Here is an 885-nt window from a genome sequence, read left to right on the forward strand (position 1 = left end):
ATTAACTGCAAATGCGGGTAATAATACCGAACCGAGTTGGTCTCCGGACGGAAGTACGATTTACTTCACTTCGGATCGTGCAGGTTCTCCGCAAGTATATAGAATGGGTTCATCAGGCGGCGGAGCAAGCCCTATGGGCGGTAGCGGTAGCTATAACGCTAAAGTATCGTCTGATGGTAAGAATTTAATCATGATTGCCGGTGATAAAGTAGTAAAACGCGATCTCGCTTCGGGTGGCACGGAAGTATTGAGTTCAACGTTCTTAGATGAAAGTCCAAGTATTTCGCCAAATGGTATTATGGTTATTTATAGCTCTACCAAAGGTACGAGCAAAGTGCTACAATTGGTGTCCGCAGATGGCCGTTTCAAAGCTAACTTGCCGGGAGCAGGTGGACAATTTAAGTTTCCTGCTTGGTCACCGTATTTGACTAAATAAAATAAAATTCTTTTTAGGAGCAACAAATGAAAAAACTAGCTAAAGTATTGATGATTGCGGCACCAGCATTCGTATTAGCAGCTTGCAGCAGCTCATCAGACAATGCTAACGCAAATGCTAACGCAAACGCAGGTCAATTCGGCGGTATGACTGCTGAAGACTTACAAACTCGTTACAACACTGTGTACTTCGGTTTCGATAGCTACGCAGTTGAAGGTGAGTACCAACAACTTTTAGATGCACACGCTGCATACTTAACATCTGCAAACGGTAAAGTAACTGTTGCTGGTCACGCTGACGAACGTGGTACTCCAGAGTACAACATCGCATTAGGTCAACGTCGTGCAGACGCAGTTAAAAACTACTTAGCAACTAAAGGTGCTAACCAAGTTTCAACTGTTTCTTACGGTGAAGAAAAACCGGCTGTGTTAGGTCACACTGAAGCTGAC

Annotated in this window: 1 protein-coding gene and 1 pseudogene; both read left to right on the forward strand. The window is 44.1% G+C overall.

All coding sequences use genetic code 11. From position 1 onward, the window contains the following. A pseudogene (locus tag FE782_RS33475) lies at positions 1 to 436 on the forward strand (PD40 domain-containing protein); the annotation flags it as partial. Between the two features lie 26 nt (positions 437 to 462). After that, a partial coding sequence (locus tag FE782_RS33480; RefSeq protein WP_138198430.1) for an OmpA family protein occupies positions 463 to 885 on the forward strand: 423 nt, incomplete at its 3' end.

This window comes from Paenibacillus antri, from assembly GCF_005765165.1.
Lineage (GTDB): Bacteria > Bacillota > Bacilli > Paenibacillales > YIM-B00363 > Paenibacillus_AE > Paenibacillus_AE antri.